The sequence below is a fragment of the Mesorhizobium sp. WSM4821 genome, from assembly GCF_055901555.1.
Genome location: NZ_CM148371.1, coordinates 6,536,779 through 6,556,455, shown reverse-complemented (window position 1 = coordinate 6,556,455; position 19,677 = coordinate 6,536,779). Strand labels below are relative to the sequence as shown.

At 62.0% G+C, this 19,677-nt stretch carries 24 protein-coding genes; 17 read left to right on the top strand and 7 right to left on the bottom strand.

The genetic code is table 11. The features are described from left to right. The first annotated feature begins 111 nt into the window (after positions 1–111). Entirely contained in the window at positions 112–420 is a 309-nt protein-coding gene (locus AC0NID_RS32050; RefSeq protein ID WP_473454231.1) for a type II toxin-antitoxin system RelB/DinJ family antitoxin, read from the top strand. Further along, a complete protein-coding gene (locus AC0NID_RS32045; protein WP_473454230.1) occupies positions 417–710 on the top strand; it encodes a type II toxin-antitoxin system RelE/ParE family toxin in 294 nt (97 codons plus the stop codon). The genes AC0NID_RS32050 and AC0NID_RS32045 overlap by 4 nt, the downstream gene beginning before the upstream one ends. A gap of 203 nt (positions 711–913) precedes the next feature. Here AC0NID_RS32045 and AC0NID_RS32040 read toward each other — a convergent pair whose 3' ends face one another. Continuing rightward, positions 914–1,546 (bottom strand): LysE family translocator, encoded by a 633-nt coding sequence (locus AC0NID_RS32040; protein ID WP_473454229.1) that lies wholly within the window; start codon positions 1,544–1,546, stop codon positions 914–916. A 56-nt stretch (positions 1,547–1,602) separates the two neighbouring features. Further along, positions 1,603–2,220, bottom strand: a complete 618-nt coding sequence (gene pdxH, locus AC0NID_RS32035; protein WP_473454228.1) for a pyridoxamine 5'-phosphate oxidase — start codon at positions 2,218–2,220, stop codon at positions 1,603–1,605. 40 nt (positions 2,221–2,260) lie between these two features. Here pdxH and AC0NID_RS32030 point away from each other — a divergent pair, with 40 nt between their 5' ends. The 4 genes from AC0NID_RS32030 (at position 2,261) to AC0NID_RS32015 (ending at position 5,352) form a co-directional block, all read left to right on the top strand. Then, entirely contained in the window at positions 2,261–2,737 is a 477-nt protein-coding gene (locus AC0NID_RS32030; protein WP_473454227.1) for an RT0821/Lpp0805 family surface protein, read from the top strand. 99 nt (positions 2,738–2,836) lie between these two features. Further along, positions 2,837–3,757 (top strand): DnaJ C-terminal domain-containing protein, encoded by a 921-nt coding sequence (locus AC0NID_RS32025; RefSeq protein ID WP_473454226.1) that lies wholly within the window; start codon positions 2,837–2,839, stop codon positions 3,755–3,757. Between the two features lie 106 nt (positions 3,758–3,863). Then, positions 3,864–4,682: an enoyl-ACP reductase FabI gene (gene fabI / locus AC0NID_RS32020; protein WP_473454225.1), complete on the top strand. Its 819-nt coding sequence runs from the start codon at positions 3,864–3,866 to the stop codon at positions 4,680–4,682. A gap of 82 nt (positions 4,683–4,764) precedes the next feature. Continuing rightward, positions 4,765–5,352 (top strand): histidine phosphatase family protein, encoded by a 588-nt coding sequence (locus AC0NID_RS32015; protein WP_473454224.1) that lies wholly within the window; start codon positions 4,765–4,767, stop codon positions 5,350–5,352. Here AC0NID_RS32015 and AC0NID_RS32010 read toward each other — a convergent pair. The 3 genes from AC0NID_RS32010 to AC0NID_RS32000 all read right to left on the bottom strand — a co-directional run bounded on the left by AC0NID_RS32010 (position 5,349) and on the right by AC0NID_RS32000 (position 8,428). After that, a complete protein-coding gene (locus AC0NID_RS32010; protein WP_473454223.1) occupies positions 5,349–7,352 on the bottom strand; it encodes an LTA synthase family protein in 2,004 nt (667 codons plus the stop codon). The two genes, AC0NID_RS32015 and AC0NID_RS32010, sit on opposite strands and share 4 nt — an antisense overlap. Positions 7,353–7,614: 262 nt before the next feature. Beyond that, positions 7,615–8,154, bottom strand: a complete 540-nt coding sequence (locus AC0NID_RS32005; protein WP_473454222.1) for a cytochrome b/b6 domain-containing protein — start codon at positions 8,152–8,154, stop codon at positions 7,615–7,617. A gap of 4 nt (positions 8,155–8,158) precedes the next feature. After that, positions 8,159–8,428, bottom strand: a complete 270-nt coding sequence (locus AC0NID_RS32000; protein ID WP_473454221.1) for a PepSY domain-containing protein — start codon at positions 8,426–8,428, stop codon at positions 8,159–8,161. Between the two features lie 166 nt (positions 8,429–8,594). Here AC0NID_RS32000 and AC0NID_RS31995 point away from each other — a divergent pair, with 166 nt between their 5' ends. Beyond that, positions 8,595–9,254: a response regulator gene (locus tag AC0NID_RS31995; RefSeq protein WP_473454220.1), complete on the top strand. Its 660-nt coding sequence runs from the start codon at positions 8,595–8,597 to the stop codon at positions 9,252–9,254. Beyond that, positions 9,251–10,585, top strand: a complete 1,335-nt coding sequence (locus AC0NID_RS31990; protein WP_473454219.1) for a sensor histidine kinase — start codon at positions 9,251–9,253, stop codon at positions 10,583–10,585. The genes AC0NID_RS31995 and AC0NID_RS31990 overlap by 4 nt, the downstream gene beginning before the upstream one ends. Before the next feature lie 79 nt (positions 10,586–10,664). On the opposite strand, the gene AC0NID_RS31985 is transcribed toward AC0NID_RS31990, so the two are convergent. Further along, positions 10,665–10,928 carry a DUF1344 domain-containing protein gene (locus AC0NID_RS31985; RefSeq protein WP_473454394.1) on the bottom strand — a complete coding sequence of 88 codons (264 nt, stop codon included), beginning with the start codon at positions 10,926–10,928 and terminating at the stop codon, positions 10,665–10,667. 276 nt (positions 10,929–11,204) lie between these two features. Here AC0NID_RS31985 and aroC point away from each other — a divergent pair, with 276 nt between their 5' ends. The 3 genes from aroC (at position 11,205) to AC0NID_RS31970 (ending at position 13,966) form a co-directional block, all read left to right on the top strand. Then, a complete protein-coding gene (gene aroC / locus AC0NID_RS31980; protein ID WP_473454218.1) occupies positions 11,205–12,314 on the top strand; it encodes a chorismate synthase in 1,110 nt (369 codons plus the stop codon). Between the two features lie 100 nt (positions 12,315–12,414). Next, the gene (gene ribB, locus AC0NID_RS31975; RefSeq protein WP_473454217.1) at positions 12,415–13,515 is read left to right on the top strand and encodes a 3,4-dihydroxy-2-butanone-4-phosphate synthase; all 1,101 of its coding nucleotides are present in this window, start codon (positions 12,415–12,417) and stop codon (positions 13,513–13,515) included. Between the two features lie 19 nt (positions 13,516–13,534). Next, positions 13,535–13,966 carry a hypothetical protein gene (locus AC0NID_RS31970; protein WP_473454216.1) on the top strand — a complete coding sequence of 144 codons (432 nt, stop codon included), beginning with the start codon at positions 13,535–13,537 and terminating at the stop codon, positions 13,964–13,966. Between the two features lie 63 nt (positions 13,967–14,029). Here AC0NID_RS31970 and AC0NID_RS31965 read toward each other — a convergent pair whose 3' ends face one another. After that, positions 14,030–15,253: an MFS transporter gene (locus AC0NID_RS31965; RefSeq protein WP_473454215.1), complete on the bottom strand. Its 1,224-nt coding sequence runs from the start codon at positions 15,251–15,253 to the stop codon at positions 14,030–14,032. Between the two features lie 123 nt (positions 15,254–15,376). On the opposite strand from AC0NID_RS31965, the gene AC0NID_RS31960 reads away from it, so the two are divergent. The 6 genes from AC0NID_RS31960 to AC0NID_RS31935 all read left to right on the top strand — a co-directional run bounded on the left by AC0NID_RS31960 (position 15,377) and on the right by AC0NID_RS31935 (position 19,618). Continuing rightward, positions 15,377–16,018 (top strand): TetR/AcrR family transcriptional regulator, encoded by a 642-nt coding sequence (locus tag AC0NID_RS31960; protein WP_473454393.1) that lies wholly within the window; start codon positions 15,377–15,379, stop codon positions 16,016–16,018. Positions 16,019–16,072: 54 nt separating this feature from the next. Further along, positions 16,073–17,056 carry a hypothetical protein gene (locus AC0NID_RS31955; RefSeq protein WP_473454214.1) on the top strand — a complete coding sequence of 328 codons (984 nt, stop codon included), beginning with the start codon at positions 16,073–16,075 and terminating at the stop codon, positions 17,054–17,056. Positions 17,057–17,127: 71 nt separating this feature from the next. Next, positions 17,128–18,054 (top strand): histone deacetylase family protein, encoded by a 927-nt coding sequence (locus AC0NID_RS31950; protein WP_473454213.1) that lies wholly within the window; start codon positions 17,128–17,130, stop codon positions 18,052–18,054. A gap of 3 nt (positions 18,055–18,057) precedes the next feature. Further along, positions 18,058–18,309, top strand: coding sequence for an exodeoxyribonuclease VII small subunit (locus tag AC0NID_RS31945; protein WP_140498064.1), 252 nt, complete (start codon positions 18,058–18,060; stop codon positions 18,307–18,309). A gap of 111 nt (positions 18,310–18,420) precedes the next feature. Further along, a complete protein-coding gene (locus AC0NID_RS31940) occupies positions 18,421–18,687 on the top strand; it encodes a DUF2277 domain-containing protein (protein ID WP_126039692.1) in 267 nt (88 codons plus the stop codon). A 10-nt stretch (positions 18,688–18,697) separates the two neighbouring features. Further along, positions 18,698–19,618, top strand: a complete 921-nt coding sequence (locus AC0NID_RS31935) for a pirin family protein (RefSeq protein ID WP_473454212.1) — start codon at positions 18,698–18,700, stop codon at positions 19,616–19,618. Positions 19,619–19,677: the final 59 nt, after the last annotated feature.

The following is a 19,677-nucleotide window of genomic DNA, read 5'->3' as shown; positions in this document are numbered from 1 at the left end:
CGATCCCGGGCGAGGTTGTCGTGCCGATCCGCGCGGAAACCTCATGCCGATTGAGAGTCTGGCATATGTCATGCAGATGCATTACATTGACTGTTAGCGAAGGAGACTGCCATGGCATCGAACGCACTAGTCCAGACCCGAATTGACAGCGAGGTGAAGGATCGCGCTACCGCGGTTCTGGAAAACATGGGGCTCACGGTTTCCGATGCCGTCCGTATCCTATTGACCCGGACCGCGAATGAGGGCGCCCTGCCGCTCGAGCTCGTCAGCAACAGTGATGCCCACGATGCTTGGTTCCGAGCGAAAGTTCTGCAGGCGCTCGAGGACACCCGGCCGGATGTTGAAGACGCCGACGCCGAATCCCATTTTGCTGGAAGGCGGGCGGCAGCGCTTCGCAAGGCGGAGGCAGGTGAGTCTTGAGGCTCGTCTGGGCGCGGTTTGCACTCGCCGATCGCGACGATATCTTCACGCATATCGAAGCTGAAAATCCCAGGGCCGCCGTTCACGTCGACCAACTGATCGTCCTTGCGGCTCACCGCCTCATCGACTTTCCGGAAAGCGGGCGACCCGGCCGGATCGCCGGCACGCGCGAGCTTGTCGTCGCGCGCACGCCCTATATCGCCGCTTATGCCGTGACGGCCGACACGGTTCGCGTCCTGCGCGTCCTGCATGGCGCCCAGATGTGGCCGGACGAGATAGCGACGGAGTAGTCTCCGCGTGAAGACCAAGAACCGCTTCCGGCGCGCGCCGCTCTAACCGGGCAATCCGTGATGATTATGGACGCCCGGCTGGAAATTGAAGTCACTGGCGCGTAGCCCCGTCAGATCTTGCGCGCCAACCACCACCTCGGAAAACAGACGCAGTCTCGCCGCACGATCGAGGGCGTACGACGCTCGCGTGAAGTGCGCTCCATCTAGCGGTGCTCGGTCGCGATACGGATGCCAAGACCGAGCAGCAGCGCTCCGGTCACGCCTTCGATGACGCGGCGGATCGATTGCCGGCGCAGGAAATCTCCCGCCTTGGCGACGACCGTCGCGTACAGCGCCAGCCAGGTAAAGGTCATGACAGCGAAGACTGCTCCGAGGCCGAACAGAGAAATAAAACTCTCTCCGCCCGGTGGCACGAACTGAGGCAAAAGGCTGGCGAAGAACACGGCCATTTTTGGATTGCCGAGATCGCTGATCAGGCCTTGGCGAAAGGCGCTTGCCGCCTTCAGCCGCCGCGAAGGCCTGGCGATGGCCAGCGCCTCCGCCCGGTGGGACGGCCGCAGCGCCTCCTGCAGCGCCTTGACGCCGAGATAGACGAGATAGGCAGCACCAGCATATTTGACGGCGAGGAACAGCGGCTCCGAAGCGACCAGCAGGGCGACAATGCCGGCGCTGGTGGCCAGCGCCCAGATCGTCTGGCCGCTGGCGATGCCAAGCGCGGTGGACACGCCGCCGGCGCGACCGCCGAGCAGCGTGTTACGAATGGTGATGGCAGTGTCCGGTCCGGGTGTAGCGATGACGATGAACGAGACGCCGAGGAATGCCAGGAACAGACTCATGGTTCACCTCTTTGCGACTTGAAACGGCATGAATTCCGTACCGTCTTCGGAAGGTCTCAGGGATAAAGCCGCGCCTTGTTCCAGCCGCCCTTGGCGTTGCGCAAAAAGACGATGCGGTCGTGCAGCCGGAAAGGCCGGTCGTGCCAGAACTCGATCGTCTGCGGCACGATACGGAAGCCCGACCAGTGTTTCGGCCGTGGGATCTCGCCAATGGCATGGCGCGCCGTGTATTCGGCAACGGCTTTTTCCAGCGCAAAGCGACTCTCCAGCGGTCGCGACTGTTTCGACGCCCAGGCGCCGATGCGGCTGCCGCGCGGACGCGTGGCATAATAGGCGTCGGCTTCTGCCTCGGTGACGATCTCCACCGGCCCCCGCGCCCGCACCTGCCGGCGCAGCGATTTCCAGTGGAAGCACATCGCCGCCTTCATGCTGCCGAGGATCTCGCGGCCCTTGGCGCTTTCGAAATTTGTGTAGAAGACAAACCCGCTTTCATCGAACCCCTTAAGCAGCACCATCCGCACGTTCGGCATGCCCTCGGCATCGACCGTCGCCAGCGCCACGCCGTTGGGATCGTTGATCTCACTCTTCGTCGCGTCGTCGAGCCATGCGGCAAAGAGGCGGAATGGCTCGGCAGCCTCGGTAAAGTCACTGCTTGTTAACTCAGTTTCGCTCATAGTTTTTTCAAATTCCATTGCCGGCTGGGGAGATTGCCGATTGTCGCTTATCGCGCAACCTTTTGACAGCAGGCAATGGAGCCTTATCGCTTCGGCCAGCGCCCAGGTTGCGGTCAAGGCCGCCGCGATCGCGTTGGTCGTTCTGCCGCTTGCCGCCTGCGGTGCCGGCGGCTTCAGCCTGGAGCAGGCGGAGGTCGACCGCACGATCCTCACCAGCAGCACGACTGCTTCTGCCTCGCCGTTCGATCAGGATCGCGCCTCGGACGAGGCGACGATCCGTAACGCTGTGTCTTCCGCCGACATCCAGGAGCTTGCCGGGCAGGCCGTTCCCTGGGCGAATTCCGATACCGGTTCGCGCGGCTCGATCACCGAACTGGCGGAGTCTGAGGACAACGGCCAGCTTTGCCGCCGCTTCACCGCCTCGCGCGAGAGCTTCGACGGCGTCGCCCTGTTTAAGGGTGAGGTGTGCCTGGCCGGCGCCGGCGCCTGGCGGATGCAGGACTTCAAGGCGCTCTGAATTTCCGCCATCATATGGCCGCACGCTACTGGAATTTCTTCCTATGCGAGCGCATATAGGGGGCAATCGTGAACTCACTCCTTCTCCAAGGTAGGAAGCATGCGCGACCCCTATGAGGTGCTGGGCGTTGCCAAGAACGCATCGGCCAAGGACATAAAATCGGCGTATCGAAAACTCGCCAAGAAGTATCATCCGGACCAGAATCCGGATGATCCCAAGGCGAAAGATCTTTTTGCCGCGGCCAACCAGGCCTACGAGATCGTCGGCGATGAGAAGAGCCGGGCGGCTTTCGATCGCGGCGAGATCGACGCCGACGGCAAGCCGCGTTTCCAGGGTTTCGAGGGTGCCGCAGGCGGCGATCCTTTCTCCGGCTTTCGCCGGCAGCAAGGGCCGGGCGGCTCGCGCTTCGAGTTTCGCTCGGGCCGTCCGGGCGGCGATCCGTTCGACGGCAACAGCGACATTTTCAGCCAGATTTTCGGCGAGACCTTCTCCCGCGGTGCCGGCATGGGTGCGGGCCGGCAGGCGCCCTCCGGCGCTGACCTGAACGTGACGCTCGACATCACCATCGAGGAAGCGGCGACTGCTGAGAAGGTTACGGCGATGTTCCCCGACGGCCGCAAAGTCGCCGTCAAGCTTCCGGCCTATGTCGAGGACGGCCAGACCATCCGGCTGAAAGGCCAGGGCGAGCAAGGGCCGGGGCAGCCGGGCGATGCGCTGGTCAAGATCCGCCTGCGGCGGCATCCGCGCTACCGCGTCGAAGGCCGCGACCTCCATGCCGATCTGCCGGTTGCACTGGCGGATGCCGTGCTGGGCGCCAAGGTGGCGGTCGAGACGCCGATGGGCCGGCTTGCGGTCAATGTTCCTGCCTGGTCGAGCTCGGACAAGGTCCTGCGGCTGAAGGGCAGGGGCCTGCCGGAAAAAACTGGCGGTCACGGCGATCTTTACGCCCATGTGCGGCTGATGCTGCCTGAAGGTGGCGACAGCGATCTCGAAGCGTTGATGCGCAACCGAAAACGCTGACTGGACGCCTTTGTCCCCCGAACTGTCCGTCTTGAGCGCTTGAAGGGTCTCTGTGCCTGTGCGATAGGCACTCCACAAGCGGGAAAATCTTGCGGAGAGCGCTCACATGGCGAGTGGACAAGGCATTATGGCCGGCAAGCGGGGGCTTGTCCTTGGCGTCGCGAACAATCGGTCGATCGCCTATGGCATCGCCAAGGCCTGCGTCGACCACGGCGCCGAGATCGCGCTGACCTATCAGGGCGAGGCGTTCAAGAAGCGCGTCGAGCCGCTGGCGGCGGAACTCAACGCCCATATCGCCGGCCATTGCGATGTGACCGATCCGGCAACCCTCGATGCGGTTTTCGACGATATCGCCAAACATTGGGGCAAGCTCGATTTTCTCGTCCACGCCATCGCCTTTTCCGACAAGGACGAACTGACGGGCCGTTATGTCGAGACGACGCGCGACAATTTCCTGCGCACCATGGACATTTCGGTGTATTCCTTCACCACCATCGCCAAGCGCGCCGAAGCGCTGATGACCGATGGCGGCTCGTTGCTGACGCTGACCTATTACGGTGCGGAAAAAGTGATGCCGCACTACAATGTCATGGGTGTCGCCAAGGCGGCGCTCGAAGCCAGCGTGCGCTATCTGGCCGTCGACCTCGGCGCCAAGAAGATCCGCGTCAATGCCATCTCCGCCGGGCCGATCAAGACGCTGGCCGCCTCCGGCATCGGCGATTTCCGCTACATATTGAAGTGGAACGAATACAATTCGCCGCTGAAGCAGACGGTGACGCAAGAGGAGGTCGGCGATTCCGGCGTCTATTTCCTGTCCGATCTTTCACGCGCCGTCACCGGCGAGATCCACCATGTCGATTCCGGCTACCATGTCGTCGGCATGAAGGCGGTCGACGCGCCTGATATTTCGACCGTCAAGGAATAGTCTTCCGACTGACCCCCCGTGTGATTCCAATCTGGCGACCCAATCTGGGCGAACAAGTCTGGCCCGAACCCCGGAAGACCTGATGTATCCGCTCGTCTACATCGCGCGCCACGGCCAGACCGAATGGAACGCCGAGGCCCGGCTGCAGGGACAGGCCGACACCGACCTCAACGCGCTCGGCCGCGAGCAGGCGAGCCGCAACGGGCGACGGCTGGCCGAATTCGTCCATAACCCCCAGGATTTCGACTTTGTCTCAAGCCCGATGGGACGCACGCGCGAGACGATGGAGCGCCTGCGCGCGGCGATGAAGCTCGATCCGCACGCCTATCGCACCGAGCCGCTGCTCGTGGAGTTGAGCTTTGGCGACTGGCAAGGTTTCACTTTTGCCGAACTCGAGGCGAAGGAAGCCGGTTCGACCAGGCAGCGCCGCCTCGACAAATGGAATTTCCAGCCGCCTGGCGAGGGCGCCGAAAGTTACCAGATGCTGCTCGAACGGGTGAAGCCGTGGTTCGATGCGCTCGACCGCAACACGGTCTGCGTGACCCATGGTGGCGTCGTGCGCGCGCTGTTCCGCCTGGTGCTGGGGATGTCCGCGAAAGAGGCAGTTAGGCTGGACGTGCCGCAAGATCGCTTGCTCAGGCTGGAGGGCAGAGGCCTGGAGTGGCTTTAATGCATGTCGCCCAAAAAGTGCGCAGCAGTTTTGGGTCTGGCTGGCTGCCCAACAGAACGCCGGCCAGATGCCAGTGTGACGCTGTCAAGAGCACTTGGAATGCGGCGTGAAATATCGCGCCAATGCGAGGCATACTGATAGATGGCCACCGTATCGTCGACGGCTTCCTCATCGATGGCCTCTTGCCGCACCACCTCGTCACCCTTCAGCTGGACGATCTGCTTTTTGGGCTCGAGGATTGTCGTGCGACCATGCAGGATCATCGCCACCTTCTCGTAGTTGGAAATGTAGACCGGCCGCTCGGGTTCGTCCGCATTGATCAGGTCGTCGCCGAAGAAGCGGCTGCGGTAGCTGGTGTGCAGCATGGCGAGCAGCGACGGCGCAATATCGACCTGGCTCGCCAAGCGGTCGATCCGCCGAGGGTCGACAAAGCCTGGCGACCAGATGATGCATGGTATGTGGTACTTATTCATGTCGAGTTCGATCTTGCCGGCGACGCTTGCCGTATGGTCGGCGACGAAAACGAAGACTGTGTCCTTGAACCACGGTTTTGCCGCGGCCTTGTCCACCAGCTTGCCAATCGCATGATCGGAATATTTGACCGCCCCATCGCGACCACCCGGCGACGGGATGTCGATTGCACCGTCCGGATAGGTGAATGGTCGGTGGTTCGATGTGGTCATGACGAAGCTGAAGAAGTTCTTGCCTTCCTTCTCCGAAGCGTCGGCCTGGCGGATCACCTCGTCATAGAGGGCCTCGTCGCTGACCCCCCACGCGTTGGCAAAATGCACATTGGCAGCGTTCATCGTGCCGCGGTCGACAATGCCGAAGCCGTTGCCGGAGAAGAACGCATTCATGTTGTCGAAATAGCCGTAGCCGCCATAGATGAAACGCGTGTCATAACCGGAATCCTGGAACACCGAGCCAATGGTGAAGAGATTGTCGCTGCCTGGGCGACGCAGGATCGATTGTCCCGGGGTCGGCGGCACTGAAAGCGCAATCGCTTCCAGCCCGCGCACCGTGCGCGTGCCCGTCGCTCGCATTTCTGTGAAAAGCAGACCTTCGGACGCCAGCCGGTCGAGATTGGGCGTCAACCCTTTCGGATTTCCAAATGCGCCCATGAACTCGGCACTCATGCTCTCCATCCCGACCAGGATAACGTTCTTGCGCAGCATCGGGCCCTCGGCCCGGATGTCGCGTGTGACGTCGTTCAGGTCGGCACTTTCGAACGGCTCGTGGTTTTCGGCCAGAAGGTCGCGTGCCCGTTCGGCCGCCTGTCCGTCGGGCAAGGTTCGGTAGAAATTCGCGAAATCGATCTCATTGGAGAAGAAGGCGCTGACCAGACCATAGAGACCGTTGCCGCCGAGTTCGCGGGCGATCGCGCTCGGCATCGGCCGCGTGATCGAATCGGGCGTCAGCAACACGCCCGCGACGGCCGCTCCCGTTGTCGCCGCCAAGACCGCCAAGCGGTTCATAAAGGGGGGATGTGGCGCGAACCCTGCCGTCACCTGACGGCGGAACAGGAAGGTGCCGCCGGCTGCCAACAAGCCGATGCCAGCAAGCAGCGGCACGACCGGATAGCTCTCCATGATGTTCTGGATCACTTCCTGCGTGTAGACCAGATAGTCGACCGCAATGAAATTGAAGCGGGTCGTGAACTCATCCCAGAAGAAATATTCGCCAAACCCCTGCATGACCATCAGGAACAGGAAGAGTGCGAAGGCTAAGAGCCCGACCGCGCGATCGAACCGCTTTCCAGCCCACGAGGCCGGCAGGAGAAGAGGGAAGACGAGGAAGACCGCGAGGACTGGAAGCAGCGTGACGATGTCGAACCAGAATCCGGTGAGAAACGGAACCATCCAATCCAGCGGATCGAACGAAAGATTGCCGATTGAGACCACGGTCAAAGCAAGCCTGATCAGGAACTGTGCGGCGAGAAAGAGCACGACGAACGGCCTTAGGCGGCGGAAAATTGCATTGGCCGACTGGGCAAAAGTCATGGCAAAACTCCGAACGGATTCTGAATTTCCGGATACTTGTGCCTCACACCCTGTAGCCGGACGTCTGATGAGCAGCGGGCGTTCAAGTGCCTGCGGTCATGCGACAGATCGGATGGCAGCAGTAAAAAGCCCAGGGCCAGTGCCATGGGCCCGAGAAGAAGGCCGGCCCGAACAAAAGCTCCTGTAACGGTGCGTTCCAGTTCCGGCCCAGAAAGATTGTTCAACACGGACGCTGCGCTTGCAGCGCCTGGACGATTGCCTGTCACGCGACATCGCCGGGTTCAGGAGCGGGCTTGCGCCCGGTGATCATGGCGCGCACGAGGTTCTCGCCGTGACGGAAGCTCCCCAGGACGACGCCGCCGACGTGAAGCGCAACCAGAGCCAGCATGACGTCAGCCAGCATCTCATGTGCCTCCTCGACCCATTCGATGCCCCAAAAGGCGTCAGTCGTTTGTAGCCAGCCCGTGCCGGCAACGAGTACCGTCGAGGCCAGCAAGGCAACAACCATCAATGCTCCCAACGGATTGTGGCCAAGATAGCGCGCTTCGCGATTGAAGATCACATCCCCGGTGTAGGAGAGTGTTTCCTTCGGACTGCGGATGAATTGCGTGAAGCGAGCATATCGCGACCCGGCGAAACCAATCGCCAGTCGGAATGTGATGAGTGCTGCCGCCATATAGCCGGCCCATTCATGCAGATCCTTGATCTCATCGGCGGATAACCACGCCACCGCAAAGCTGGCCACGAGGCTCCAGTGGAAGATCCGGACACACGGATCCCAGACGTTCACGGTGGCGCGCATCGGTTCAGCCTTCGCTCTCGCCGTCCACACGCTTGAAGGTTTTGGGATCGAAGTACGCTTCGACCTTGTTCCCCTTCGAATCGACGGCATAAGCCTCGTAGCAACCGTCCTCCGTCTTGATCGAACGGATCTGCCATCCGTCGGCTTCAAGCTTGGTTTGTAGCGCTTCGCGCGGTTGCCAATCGGCGATCGGCACATCGCATTTCTCGCCGGCCAGTGCAGCGCCGGCGGCAGTCACGTTCAGGAAAAGTGCTCCGATCAGGATGTTCTTCATGGGGGTCTCTCCATTGGGTTGTTCCAATGCCGGCCCTTCTGGCAGCCGTAGCTGACAGCAACCTGAAAGCTTCCGTCTATATTGCGCGACGGCTATTCAGCGTGGCGTCAGGTTCTGTCGTATAAGGGAAGAGTCTTGCCCTCGCCCTGGAACCGCGGCACACCTGATGCGAATACTGCTCATCGAAGACGACAAGGCCATTGGCAGTGCTGTGCGCGAACATGCGGCGGCCGATGGTCACGCGGTCGACTGGGCCAGGACGCTGTCAGCAGCGCGGGATTACGCTGCTGTGGCCTCCTACGGGCTTGTCCTTCTTGATCTTCACCTGCCGGACGGCAACGGCATCGACTACTTGCGCGAGGCACGGAAGCGGCTGGATATGGCCCCCGTCATTATTCTGACGGCCCGCGATCAGATATCGGATCGTATCGCGGGGCTCAACGCAGGTGCCGACGACTATTTGGTCAAGCCGTTCGATCTTGGCGAACTCTCCGCGCGCATCCATGCCGTGGCCCGTCGCTACGGGCTCCGTCCCGAACCCACATTTTCTCTCGGGACGCTGATCATAGTGCCGGCTGAGCGACGCATCGACCGCGACGGCAAGGCAGTCGACTTGACTGCGCGGGAATGGGCGGTGCTTGACTGTTTGATGCAGCGCCCCGGTGCAATCGTGTCGAAGACGCAGATCGAGGACGCGCTCTATTCTTTCGGTTCGGAGATCGCGAGCAATGCGGTGGAGGTCTATGTCAGCCGGCTCCGCAGGAAGATCGGCGCGGACCAAATAGCGACCGTGCGTGGCGTTGGGTACAGGCTCGCGGACACATGACGAAGTCGGCCAGCATGACGCGCAAGCTGATGCTGTGGTTGGGCGGCGCAACGCTCCTGTTTTGGCTTTGCGCCGCCGCCTTCGGCGCGCTGGTGATGCGCGAGGAGTTCGACGAGGTCTTCGACAGCGCGCTGCAGGAAACGGCGCAGCGCCTGATGCCGCTCGTGGTCGACGATCTGTTTCAGCGCGCGCATTCCCCAGACCCGCGTCGCATGGGCGACGGCGCGCTCGAGCACGAAGAGTATCTAATCTACCAGGTTCGCGACCGTGAGGGGCGTGTACTTATGCATTCGCATGACGCGCCGGCGCAACCGTTCGACGCGCCTTTGGGTAGCGGTTTCTGGGACACTGCTAGGCACCGCATCTATACGCAGGAGGCCGTCAGCGGCACGCTGTTTCTTCAGATTGCCGATCCGCTCGCTCATCGCCGCGAAGCGACCATGGAAGGCGCACTGTCGCTTGTCATTCCGCTCCTCGTGCTCGCGCCCTTGAGCATGGCCGTCATCTGGATCGTGATCCGGCGGTCGCTGGGCCCGATCGAAGTACTGCGACGGGAGATCGGAGTGCGCGACGGCGGCAATCTCTCACCGATGGGAATGATCGGTCTCCCGGTCGAACTGGACACCATCGCCGCCTCTGTCGACCGCCTTCTCGAACGTCTGCGCACGGCCCTCGACGCCGAGCGCGAGTTCGCCGCCAACAGTGCACATGAGTTGCGCACGCCGATCGCAGGTGCGCTCGCCCAGACGCAGAGGCTGATCGCTGAGCTTCCCCAGGGCCTGGCGAAAACGCGAGCCCGTGGCATCGAGACATCTCTGTCAAGTCTCGGCCATCTCGTCGAAAAACTACTGCAGCTCGCGCGGGCCGAAGCGGGGATCGGTATCGCAGATCATGCGATCGATCTCGTCCCGGCTGTCCGGCTGGTCGTGGAGGACTTCGGGCGAAGGCCGGAAAATGCCGGACGACTTATTCTCGATATCGACGGCTGCGGCACGTTGATCCGCAAGGTTGACGTCGACGCCTTCGCTATCGCCCTTCGCAACTTGATAGAGAATGCGCTCATTCATGGACAGGCCCACACCCCGGTAACAGTTTCCGTCCGTATTGACGGAACCATCGCCATCGCAAACCCGGGACCGGTGGTCCCGGTTGCAGAGCTTCAGTCATTGACCAAGCGATTCAAGCGTGGCGCGACCACAGCGACGGGTGCAGGCCTTGGTCTGGCCATCGCTGCGATGCTCATCCAGCGAATGGGTGCCAACCTCGAAATTGCGTCGCCTGCTCGTGGTCGCGAGAACGGTTTTGAGGCAATAATTCGCATCCCTTGCTGATATATCCCTCAAGCCCGACCTTCGGGGAAGGATCGCTCGTTCCCGGCAGTTCTTTTGGGATGGATCAGCCGGACAGACTCTATTCGGCTGAACCGCTGTCCGGCAGTTGCATGTCGGTGATGACGTTCTCGCCGTTTGTCTCGTCGTAGGCGATCACGATATCCATGCCGGGTTTCAGGGCATCGATATCGGTTTCGGCATTCAGCTTGTAGGATTTGCCGTCGTCGAGTGTCAGCGTCAACGTGTCCTTGTCGACCTCTTTGATCAGGCCTTCGGTCTGCCCCGCGAAGGTGGCGGTGGAAATCAGCAATGTGGCGGCAACGGCGCCGATCAGGATACGCATCATCGTCCTCTTATCATTGCGCCGGCACGATGCGGCGGGTGTTCAACAGACGGCTCGAGGGAAGCAGAAACCAACCGAATGTGTCAAAACTAAATCCGCCAGATCACAGTTTGACCACTGCGGGAAACGCCAATAGAAGGCAGACTACAGCGCCGCGCGTCCTCTCGGGCGCGCAAAGGTGGCACTTTTTGATTTTTCGTATGATTCTTCCCGAAAATCGCTCCGATTTCGGGGTCATGCGCTAAGCCGGCGGCTTTGCCGGCAGGGCTGGTTTTCATGTCTCACAACACGTTCGGCCATCTGTTCCGCGTCACCACCTGGGGCGAAAGCCATGGTGCAGCGCTGGGCTGCGTGGTCGACGGCTGTCCGCCCGGCATTCGCTTCACGCGCGCGGAGATCCAGGCCGAGCTCGACAGGCGCCGCCCGGGTCAATCGCGTTTTGTGACGCAGCGGCGCGAGCCCGACGAGGTCAAGGTCCTGTCCGGCTTCATCCTGGATGAGGACGGCGAGACCATGATCACCACCGGCACGCCGGTGTCGATGATGATCGAGAATGTCGACCAGCGCTCCAAGGACTATGGCGAGATCGCCCGCCAGTACCGGCCGGGCCATGCCGACTACACCTATGACGCCAAATACGGCCTGCGCGACCACCGCGGCGGCGGCCGCTCGTCGGCCCGCGAGACGGCGGCACGGGTGGCGGCCGGAGCCTTGGCCCGCAAGGTCGTGCCCGGCATGGTGGTGCGCGGCGCGCTGGTATCGATGGGCGAAAAACAAATAGATCGCGCCAACTGGAACTGGAATTTCGTCGGCGACCCCGAAAATCCGTTCTTCACGCCGGATCCGGCATCGGTCGCCATCTTTGCCACCTACCTTGACAGTATCCGCAAGGCGGGTTCCTCGGTCGGCGCGGTTATCGAGATCGCCGCCGACGGCGTTCCGGCAGGCCTCGGCGCGCCGATCTACGCCAAGCTCGACCAGGACATTGCCTCGGGCCTGATGTCGATCAATGCCGTCAAGGGTGTCGAGATCGGCAACGGCTTCGAGGCCGCCCGCATTACCGGCGAAGAGAACGCCGACGAGATGCGGATGGGCAATGACGGCAAGCCGGTCTTCTTGTCCAACAATGCCGGCGGCATTCTTGGCGGCATCTCTACCGGCCAAGCGATCGTCGCGCGCTTCGCCGTCAAGCCGACCTCGTCGATCCTGACCCCGCGAAAGTCGATCGACAAGGACGGCAACGACGTCGAGATCATGACGAAGGGCCGGCACGATCCGTGCGTCGGCATCCGCGCCGTGCCGATCGGCGAGGCGATGGTTGCCTGCGCCATCGCCGATCACTATCTGCGTCATCGAGGACAGACAGGGAAGGGAACAGGGCAGTAGGGCAGTATGTTACGCAGCGCCCGCGACATTTTTTCCTTTCCCCTACTGCCGTACTGCCCTACTCCCTTACTCCCCTATTTCGCGAGTGAAACGAGCGCCTATGCCTTATGACCAGAAGAAAATCGTCGAAGCCCTGCGCGCTTTCGAACGCGGCGAGATCGTCGTTGTCATGGACGATGACGGGCGCGAGAACGAGGGCGACCTGATCGTCGCCGCCGTCCATTGCACGCCGGAAAAGATGGCGTTCATCGTCCGCAACACCTCCGGCATCGTTTGCACGCCGATGCCGCGCGAGGAGGCCAAGCGCCTCAACCTGCAGCCGATGGTCGCCGACAATGATTCGGCCCACACCACCGCCTTCACCGTCAGCGTCGATTTCAAGCACGGCACCACGACAGGCATTTCGGCCGACGACCGCACATTGACCGTTCGCAACCTTGCCAACGGCAATGTCGGCGCCTCGGATTTCGTTCGCCCCGGCCACATCTTTCCGCTGATCGCGCGCGAAGGCGGCGTGCTGATGCGTTCGGGCCATACCGAGGCCGCGGTCGATTTATGCAAGCTCGCCGGCCTGCCGCCGGTCGGCGTCATTTCCGAACTGGTCAACGACGACGGCACGGTGATGCGCGGCCCGCAGGTGCAGGGCTTCGCCGAAAAGAACGGTTTGAAGCAGATTTCGGTCGCCGACCTCATTGCCTACCGCCAGCGCAAGGAAACGCTGGTCGAGCGCGTCGCCTGTTCCGACATCGACACCCCTGGCGGCAAGGCGCAGGTCTTCACCTACACGCTGCCCTGGGATTCGATGCATCACGTCGCCATCGTCTTCGGCGACATCCGCGACGGCGAGGATGTGCCGGTGCGGCTGCATTCCGAGGATGTCGTGAGCGATGTCTTCGGCACCAGCCACCGGCTGGACGGCATCATGACGGCGATGGGCGAGCGCAAGCGCGGCGTCATCGTCTATCTGCGCGAGGGCTCGGTCGGCGTCGCCCATCAGGAGCGCAAGCGCCCCGCGCCCGGCGACCGCGAGGACCATGAAGAGGCGCGCCGCCGCGAGAACGAGTGGCGCGAGATCGGGCTGGGCGCCCAGATACTCAAGGATCTCGGCATCTCCTCGATCAACCTGATCGCCTCGCGCGAACGCCATTATGTTGGCCTCGAAGGCTTTGGCATCCATATAGCGAAAACCGAGATTCTCTAGGCTACTGGAGGCAATTGAGATGAGCTTCGAGGCATATCTCGGTTGTTTTAATGATGGGGAGCAGAGCTATTTCCCCACATCGATCGTAGACGACGCCTTCGCGCCGTTTATCAACAGGCGTGAGCCTGAATTCTCATGCTGGGTCGTCACCTACGAGGTCTCGCCGACCCTTGCTCAAGCCGACCTCTATCTCAACCTTGATCCTGCTGACGCGTCGCGATGTTCCGGCTTCACCGTCGCACGGCCGCCAGATGATCCGCGTCTCTACAAAGCGTTGTGGGAGATTCTGCGTGTCACCAATTCGGCCGTTTATTGCGCTGGAGAGTGCCCGCCAATGGTTGGGCGCGCTCAGACCATACCCCATCTGAACCCTGATATGGTGGAGGCATTGGGGAGTCCTGTTGTCGTTGTTGACGGGCACGAGATTCGCAACCGGCTTGAAAAGTCCTAAAAAGCCGGGCTTCTTCAAAGAGAATTGCGTCCGGTCCGTGAGCTGGACCGGGCGCATGTGCGGCTATTCCGCGGGAACGGCGGCTGCGTCGCATGCGGAGGTGTCGCAATCCGGCACGGCAAGGCTGCGCTGGCCGGCGAGAACAATGGCCAGTGCGATTGTGCCCGCCGCCACCGACACCAGGAACCCGCTCTGTGCGCCAAGGACGTCCACCACCCATCCGGCGGCGAAGGAGCCAAGCGCCATGCCGATGCCTATGCCGGTCATGACCCAGGTGATGCCCTCGGTCAGCATTGCCTCCGGTACGCGCCGCTCGATCAGGCCGAATGCGGTGATGAAGGTCGGCGAGATCGCCACGCCGCTGACGAAGACGGCCAGCGCCAGGAGAGGCACCGTGTCGGCGACGAGCAACGGCAGCGTGGTCAGCGCGATGATGGCGACCGCGATGGCAAGCTGAATCTGCAGCGGCACCTTGAGATTCAGGGCGCCGATGACAATACCGACGACGAACGATCCGAGCGCGTAGACGCCGATGACGAGGCTCGCCGCGCTTGGCTGGCCAAGCTCTTTGGTGATTGCAACGGTGCTCACTTCCGTGGTCGCGAAGGTCGCGCCGATGAAGATCAGGGCCAAGGTGATGATTTGGACCGGCCGCAGGCGGATAGCCGAGCCGCTCGAGCCATGTTCCACCGGACGTACGCGCGGCTCGGTCGAGCGCTGCAGGATGAAGGCCGTCGAGCCGAAAGCGAGGAACAATGTGCTCGCCAGCATCCCCGCTTCCGGGAAAAGGGCGACACTCAGGCCCACCGATAGCGATGCCCCCGCGATATAGACCAACTCGTCGGCCGCCGACTCGAAGGCGAACGCGGTGTTCATCTCGGGGCGATCCCGGAAGATCTCCGTCCAGCGCGCGCGCACCATTGCCGGAATGCTGGGCATCGCGGCGGCCAGCAGCGCCGATACGAATAGCGTCCAGGTCGGCCAGTCCCGATTGGCCGCCGCAATCAGCACCGCGAAAGCGAGCACGGAAATGACCGTGGTGGGCACCACGATCCTTGACTGGCCGAGCCGGTCAACTAACCGCGATACCTGCGGCGCGACGAACGCATTGGCCAGCGCAAATATCGCGGAGACGGCGCCGGCCAGCCAGTACTCGCCGTGCGTCTGCGAAAGCATCGCGACGATGCCGATCGGAGCCATGGCGATCGGCAGCCGGGCAACGAAGCCGGCTGCAGCGAAGCCCTTGACTCCCTTTGCCTTGAAGATTTCGCGATAGGGATTGGGCATGAGAACACTCCTGGATTTTTGAGGTCGAGCCACTTATATACGTAGCGTATGCAAATGAGATAATGGCATACGCTGCGTATGTCAAACAATATACGAGACGTATGTGAAGGAATGGGGCGAATGGTGCACAGACCGCGCAAGGAGATGATCGCCGAGACTCGCGCCAAACTGGTCGCCGCGGCGCGCCACGCCTTTGGCACCTTGGGCTATGCCGAAGCCTCGATGGACGATTTCACCGCGTCGGCCGGGCTGACGCGCGGCGCCCTCTATCATCACTTCGGCGACAAGAAGGGGCTTCTGCAGGCGGTCATCGCCGAGATCGACGCGGAAATGCTGGCCCGGCTGAAAATCGTTTCGGCAAGGGCGGACAATCTCTGGCAGGGCTTTGTCGACGAATGCACGGCCTATATCGAGATGGCGCTGGAACCGGAGATCCAGCGCATTGTCCTTCGCGATGGACCGGCGGTGCTCGGCGATCCTTCGCAATGGCCGAGCCAGAATGAATGCATCCGCTCGATGACCGAGAACCTGCAAAGGCTGAGCGATGAGGGAACCATCCTTGCCGTTGATCCTGAAGCCGCAGCAAGGTTGATCAGCGGCGCCTCGCTACATGCCGCCCAGTGGATCGCAAATTCGGAGGACCCCGAAGCGACGTCGAAAAAGGCGGTGAAGGCCTTCAACGTGCTTCTTGAGGGGCTGCTCAAGCAAGCTGGCAGGCCGCAGAACTTGAACCAGCCGGCATCCATGGGTTCGGCCCAAGATTGACAACCGCCAGCTTGAGGTCATCTTCTCAATCATCTCTGAGGGGAGGGCTGGGGCATGTGGGATTTCCAAGTCGGCAAGTCGGTGTCCATCATGCTGCGGACGTGGCCTTTCATTGTCTTGCGCATGATCGTCTATTTCGGCATCACACTGGCCTACATCATGGCGACAGGCACGGGCGCCAGCGTCGGCTACGGCGTCGGCCACATCTCCACAGATCCTGACGGACCGCTGTCGTTTGCCTTGTGGGGCGGCGTGGTCGGCTTCGGCGTCGTCTCGGTCACCGTGTACTGGATCCGCGAATACATCCTCTACATCGTCAAGGCCGGCCATATCGCAGTGATGGTCCACCTGATCGACGGCCGCGACGTGCCCGGCGGCCAGAACCAGATCGCCTATGCCAGGGATGTCGTGAAGGAACGCTTCGCCGAGGCCAACATCCTTTTCGTGCTCGACCAATTGGTCAAGGGCGCCATCCGCGCCATCACCGGCCTGCTCGGCGGCGTTGCAGCGTTCCTGCCGATTCCCGGACTCGGTGGACTGGTCAGCTTCATCAATACGGTCATCCGCCTGTCGCTGACCTATGTCGACGAGATCATCCTCGGCTACAACATCCGTATCAGTTCCGCCTCGCCCTTTGAGACGGCGCGGCAAGGGGTCGTGCTCTACGCGCAGAACGGCAAGACCATGGTCAAGAACGCCATCTGGCTGGCCGTCATCATGTGGGGCGTGTCCTTCGTCATCTTCTTGGCTATGCTGGCGCCGGCAGGAGCGATCCTGTATTTCATGCCGGGCCAACTCGACGGCTGGGCTTTCGTGCTGGCCATCGTCTTTGCCTGGGCCTTCAAGGCCGCCTTCATCGAACCGTTCGCCGTCGCTTCGCTGATGCAGGTCTATTTCAAGACCATCGAGGACCAGGTTCCGGACCCCGACTGGGACAGGCGGCTGACCGAGGCCTCCTCGAAATTCAGGCAACTCAGGGATGAGGCGCTGGCTTCTTTCGATCGTTCGCGCTTGAGCCAGCCGACGCCGGCCGCTTAAACCCTGTTGAACGTTCGCCCTTGGCTGCGCGAAAACATGGTCAAAACCGTCAAGCGCGCCTATATCGGGGCATGGTCACGAGGCTCTACACGCACCCGATCTTCCTTGAACACATAACCCCGCCCGGTCATCCGGAGCGGCCCGACCGCTTACGCGCCATTGAGCGCGTGCTCGAAGACGAGGCCTTTGCGGCCCTCGATCGTGCCCAGGCCCCGGAAGGCGACGAGGCCACTATCCTCTACGCGCACCCGCAGGAATTCGTCGAGAAGGTCCGTGCCGCCATACCCGATACAGGCATTGCCCGCGTCGACGCCGACACCACGGCCAGCCCGAAAAGCTGGCAAGCGGCCGTGACGGCGATCGGTGCCGCCAACGCCGCCGTCGACGATGTCTTTCAGGGCCGCGCCGCCAATGTATTTGTCGCCGCCCGGCCGCCCGGCCACCACGCCGAAAAGACAACGTCCATGGGCTTCTGCCTGTTCAACACCGCGGCGATCGCGGCGCGCTACGCGCAAAAGCAGCACCAGGCCGAGCGCGTCGCCATCGTCGACTGGGACGTGCACCACGGCAATGGCACGCAGGACATTTTCTGGGACGACCCGTCGGTGCTCTACTGCTCGACGCACCAGATGCCGCTTTACCCGGGAACCGGGGCTGTAAGCGAAACCGGCGCCGGCAACATCGTCAATGCGCCGCTGGCGCCGCAGACCGGCAGCGATGTCTTTCGCGATGCTTTCTTGTCGCGCATCTTGCCGGCGCTCGATGATTTTTTACCCGACCTCATCATAATTTCTGCCGGCTTTGATGCCCACCATCGCGATCCGCTGGCCGAGATCAACCTGACCGAGGACGACTTCGACTGGGCGACCGGCCAGTTGATCGAACGTGCCGGTCGCCACAGCGACAACCGGCTCGTCAGCCTGCTCGAGGGCGGCTACGATCTGCAGGGACTGGCATTTTCGGTCGCCGCCCATGTCGGACGACTGATGAAAGGATAGACGATGGCTGGTGAGACCAACGAGGACGTCAAGGCGATGAGCTTCGAGCAGGCGCTCGACGCTCTGGAGAAAATCGTCGATGATCTGGAGCGCGGCGACGTGCCGCTCGACCAGTCGATCCGCATCTACGAGCGCGGCGAGGCGCTGAAAGTACATTGCGACCGGCTGCTCAAGGCGGCCGAGGACAAGGTCGAGAAGATCAGGCTTTCGCGCGATGGCAAGCCGGTGGGTACAGAGCCGCTGGATGCAGACTGAGCCATCGCCCCGGGCGACGGTCGCGCCTTACCGGCTTTTGGGCACGATCATGATTGAGGGTAAAACTCATCCCGATTGAAACGGCTCCAGGACGAGAGGAGATTGCAAACGATGTGCAGAAACATCAAGACCCTGTTCAATTTCGATCCGCCGGCAACCAATGACGAGGTCCGCGATGCCGCGCTTCAGTTTGTCCGCAAGCTGAGCGGAACGACGCGGCCGTCGAAGCAGAACCAGCATGCGTTCGACCACGCCGTCGAGGCCATCGCCGCATCGGCGCGCGAATTGCTCGACAGCCTCGAGACGACGCAGCATCCGCGCAATCGCGAAGAGGTGGCGGCCAAGGCGAAAGCCAGGTCTGCACTCCGCTTCGCTTGAGAAAGACCACATGAGCTTCTTCCCTGGAAACGACCCTCTGCCGGGTGACGCCTTCGCCAGCGACCAGATCGAACTGATGGTCATTCCAAACGCCAAGGACATTGGCGGCTTCCAGGTTCGCCGCGCCTTGCCGACCGCGAAGCGACGGCTGGTCGGGCCTTTCATCTTCTTCGACCGCATGGGCCCGGCGATCCTGCGGGCCGGCCAGGCGCTAGATGTCCGTCCGCATCCGCATATCGGCCTGTCGACGGTCACTTACCTGTTCGACGGCAAGATCCGGCACCGCGATTCGCTGGGCACCGAAATGGTGATCCAGCCCGGCGACGTGAATTTGATGACCGCCGGCCGCGGCATCGTTCATTCCGAGCGCACGCCCGAAGAGCTGCGCGGCGCGCCGATGTCGGTCTCCGGCCTGCAGACATGGCTGGCGCTGCCGGACGGCAAGGAGGAAGTCGCGCCGGTTTTCGAGAATACGGCGGCGATAAGTCTGCCCGAAATCGACGCCGAAGGCGTCGGCGGACGCATCGTCATCGGCGCATTTTCCGGGCTGCGGTCTCCGGTCATGACCGCTTCAGACACGCTCTACGCCGATCTCAGGCTGGCACCCGGCGCGAGCGTCAAAATCCCTGCCGATGCCGAGGAGCGCGCCATCTATACGTTGGAAGGCGAGGTTTCGATCAGCGGCGACCGCTTTCCGGCGGAGCGACTGCTGGTATTCCGGCCCGGCGACGAGATCGTCGTGTCGTCGGAGAGCGGCGCCCATTTCATGCTGTTCGGCGGCGCCTCGCTCGGCTCCTCGCGTTACATCTGGTGGAATTTCGTCTCATCGTCCAAGGAACGCATCGAACAGGCGAAAGAAGAATGGAAGACAGGTCGCTTCGATATCGTTCCTGGAGATGAGGAAGAGTTCATTCCGCTGCCGGACAATTAGAACGCCGCGCGTCCTTTTGGGCGCGCAAGGGACGTTCCGGCACTTTCGAATCTACGCCG